This window comes from Halorubrum tibetense (assembly GCF_042661865.1).
Lineage (GTDB): Archaea > Halobacteriota > Halobacteria > Halobacteriales > Haloferacaceae > Halorubrum > Halorubrum tibetense.
This window is the reverse complement of the sequence record NZ_JBHSWW010000292.1, coordinates 1-2,951: the sequence shown is the minus strand read 5'-3', so window position 1 is coordinate 2,951 and position 2,951 is coordinate 1. Positions and strand designations below refer to the sequence as shown.

Annotated in this window: 2 protein-coding genes and 2 pseudogenes; 1 reads left to right on the top strand and 3 read right to left on the bottom strand. The window is 68.9% G+C overall.

Going from position 1 to position 2,951, the window contains the following annotated elements; genetic code table 11:
* Nucleotides 1-335, top strand: a pseudogene (locus ACFQEU_RS13900) (MATE family efflux transporter); the annotation flags it as partial.
* A 14-nt stretch (nt 336-349) separates the two neighbouring features.
* Here ACFQEU_RS13900 and ACFQEU_RS13895 read toward each other — a convergent pair.
* The 3 genes and pseudogenes from ACFQEU_RS13895 to ACFQEU_RS13885 all read right to left on the bottom strand — a co-directional run.
* Nucleotides 350-1,216, bottom strand: coding sequence for a mechanosensitive ion channel family protein (locus ACFQEU_RS13895; RefSeq protein ID WP_379783114.1), 867 nt, complete (start codon nt 1,214-1,216; stop codon nt 350-352).
* A gap of 60 nt (nt 1,217-1,276) precedes the next feature.
* A complete protein-coding gene (gene cofG, locus ACFQEU_RS13890) occupies nt 1,277-2,467 on the bottom strand; it encodes a 7,8-didemethyl-8-hydroxy-5-deazariboflavin synthase subunit CofG (protein ID WP_379783112.1) in 1,191 nt (396 codons plus the stop codon).
* Nucleotides 2,468-2,653: 186 nt separating this feature from the next.
* Nucleotides 2,654-2,951, bottom strand: a pseudogene (locus ACFQEU_RS13885) (2-phospho-L-lactate guanylyltransferase); the annotation flags it as partial.

Below are 2,951 nucleotides of genomic sequence, written 5' to 3'. Positions count from 1 at the left end.
CCGTGGCCGCGACGACGGCGTTCGTCGTCGTCGCGGCCCTCTCGGCGGTCCCCCTCGGTATCGACGGCTCCGTAACCGGCTCCTTGCGCGGCGCAGGTGACACGCGGTGGCCGTTCGTCGCCTCAGTCGTCGGGCTCTACGTGTTCGCGCTCCCCGCCGCGCTGTTCGGTCTCGTCTCGCCGCTCGGGGTTGGCGGGCTGTACGCGGCGCTGCTGTTGGAAAAGGCCGTACCCGCCGTGTTGAACGGCGTTCGGTTCCGGTCGAACCGTTGGCAGGAAGTGAGCAGACAGTACCGCCCGTCCGACGACGACGGCGAGGCGGCCGCCGGTCGGTAGTCTTCCTCGATCCGCTACTCGTCGGCGGCGACGGACTCGATGACCTCGACGCTCCCGGTGAGCTGGCGGTGGACGTACGGGATGTCGATCCCGGCCTCGTCGAAGGCTTCCTTCACGTCCGTGACGTACTCCGATCGGACCTTGACGAAGTCGCCGCGGTCGGGGTCCGCTATCCACCAGCGGGCCTGGAGCCCGACGTCGGAGTCGCCGAGCTCGACGAGCCGGACCGACGGGGCGGGGTCCTCGAGGATGTCCGGATGGGCTTCCGCCTGTTCGACGATGATGTCCGTGGCCGCCGCGATGTCGTCGTCGTAGCCGATCCCGAAGACGAACTTCTGGCGGAGCGTCTCGTAGGCGACCGGGTTGGTGACGGCGTTGTTCGCGAGGTCGCCGTTCGGAACAGTGATACGCTCGTTATCGAAGGTTCGTACCCGTGAGACGCGCAGATCGATGTCCTCGACGCGACCGGCGTTCCCGTCCCACTCGATCCAGTCACCGACCTCGAACGGCTTGTCCTTCAGGATGAAGATCCCGGCGACAAAGTTGCCGAGGAGGTCCTGTGCGGCGAAGCCGATCGCGAGCGCGATCGCGCCGCCGAAGACGGCAAACGCCGAGAGGAACGCGCCGTATCCCGCGATCGTGAACCCGATCGCGATCGCCGCCACCCAGATCACGGCGTTCGCGACGCTGGTCCCCAGGCTCTGTACCGCGTCGTCGAACTCCTTCGATCCGAGCGCGCGTTCGACCGACGGAAGCAACAGCAGCTTCCCGATCAACAACACGCCCACGAGCCCGATAGTGAACAAGAACAGGGTAAACAGGATCCCGACGAGCGTTCCGAGCCACGCGTCGACGCCGAACTGGAGTGGTACTGGTACCATTGCCGACGTGTTCCGGTCGGTATTTAAAATACTTACCGCCGGCGTCGATTTCGGGGCGGATCACCCCCCTTTTTGAGCACGATCGACCTGCAACGGTCCAGAGCCCCGCGCGACTGCCCGTAATCGGCGACCGTGAACGTCGTCCTCGTGGATCCGGTTCAAGACGGCAGGCGGGAGCCACGCGTCGCGACCCGTCGGCGGCGACGCTGGCCAGCCCGGGAACCGGTCCTCGCTGGACGGCCGGATCCCGCCCGGGAGGTACCGACCGTGGGTCGCCAGCCGCTCGACGAGCGGGACGCCCCCGGCGTCGGCGACTGCCAGCAGCTCGTCGTGTTCGGGCCAGGCGTACTCGGGGTTGATGTAGTCGTCCGTCACCGGCGAGACCCCGCCGAGGTCGTCGATCCCGCAGTCGACGAGCTCGGCGGCCGGCGAGAGGTTCGGCGGGACCTGTACCGACACTGCCGCCGGCAACGCGGCCCGGGCCATCGCGACGACGCGTCGCATCGTATCGAGATCCGGCTTCGGGAAGTCCGAACGCTCGTTCGGGACGACGTTCTGGACGATCACCTCCTGAACGTGCCCGTGCCGTTCGTGGAGCTCGCGGATCGCGAGCAGGCTCTCGGCGCGGTCGCGCCACCCCTCGCCGATCCCGACGAGGATCCCGGTCGTGAACGGGACGCCCTGCCGCCCCGCCGCCCGGATCGTGTTGAGTCGCTGGCCGGGCGTCTTCCGCCGTCCCCCGGCGTGTGCGTCGACGTCGGCGGTCGTCTCCAGCATGACGCCCATCGAGGCGTTCACCTCGCGGAGCGTCGCGAACTCCGCTTCCGTGAGGTCGCCGGGGTTCGAGTGCGGGAGGAGTCCCTCCTCCAAGGCGATCTCACAGGCTCGGTAGAGGTACGCGTGGATCGAGTCGAACCCCCACTCGTCGAGCTGGTCGTGGATCGCGGTGTACCGGTCGTCCGGCTCGTCGCCGAAGGTGAATAGCGCCTCCGTACACCCCGCGTCGGCACCGACGCGACACCGCTCGCGGACCTCCTCGGGCGACAGCAACGACGCCTCGCCCGGCACGTCGTAGTACGTGCAGTACGTACAGGTGTACCGGCACGCGGTCGTCAGCGGGACGAACACGTTCCGGGAGAACGACAGCCGGTCGGCGCGGGCGACGTCGTCCGGCGTGACGGCGAGTAGCCGCTCCACCTCCCGGTCGTCGACGTCGATCCGGATCCCGTACTCGTCTGCCGCCGTGAACACGCCGGGTTCTCGGGGGGCGGGTCTCAAAAACGTCGTGGTCCCGGCGGGAACGGACGCCGATTCCAACGGGCGGACGCCGAGCCGATCCCAACGGGCGGACGCCGAGCCGATCCCAGCGGGCGGACGCTGATGTCGACCGAACCGGACGAGGATATCACTGACGCCGACGGGACCGGCGCACCGGCCTCACTCCTCGCGGTCGACACCGACGCGGCCGTTCGTGGCGTCGAGGCCGACCCCGGCGTCACGGAGCCACGCCGTCGCGTTCCCGTCGCCGTGGATCAGGAGTTCGGCCAGGTCCGACCGCTCGTCGATGTCAGTCGCCAGCCGATGGGAGTCGACCACGGCGACGCTCGCGCCGACTTCCTCGGCGATGTGCCGATGGTCGAGGTACGAGGCACCGTGGTAGTCGACCCGGAAGGCGGGGTCACGGACGACCAGGGCGTTGGTGCCGCCGCCCCGACCGGGCGCGATCGCCACGTCG

Coding starts and splice junctions, on each gene's coding strand:
- ACFQEU_RS13895 (WP_379783114.1), bottom strand. CDS start 1,216: ATGGTACCAGTACCACTCCAGTTCGGCGTCGACGCGTGGCTCGGAACG.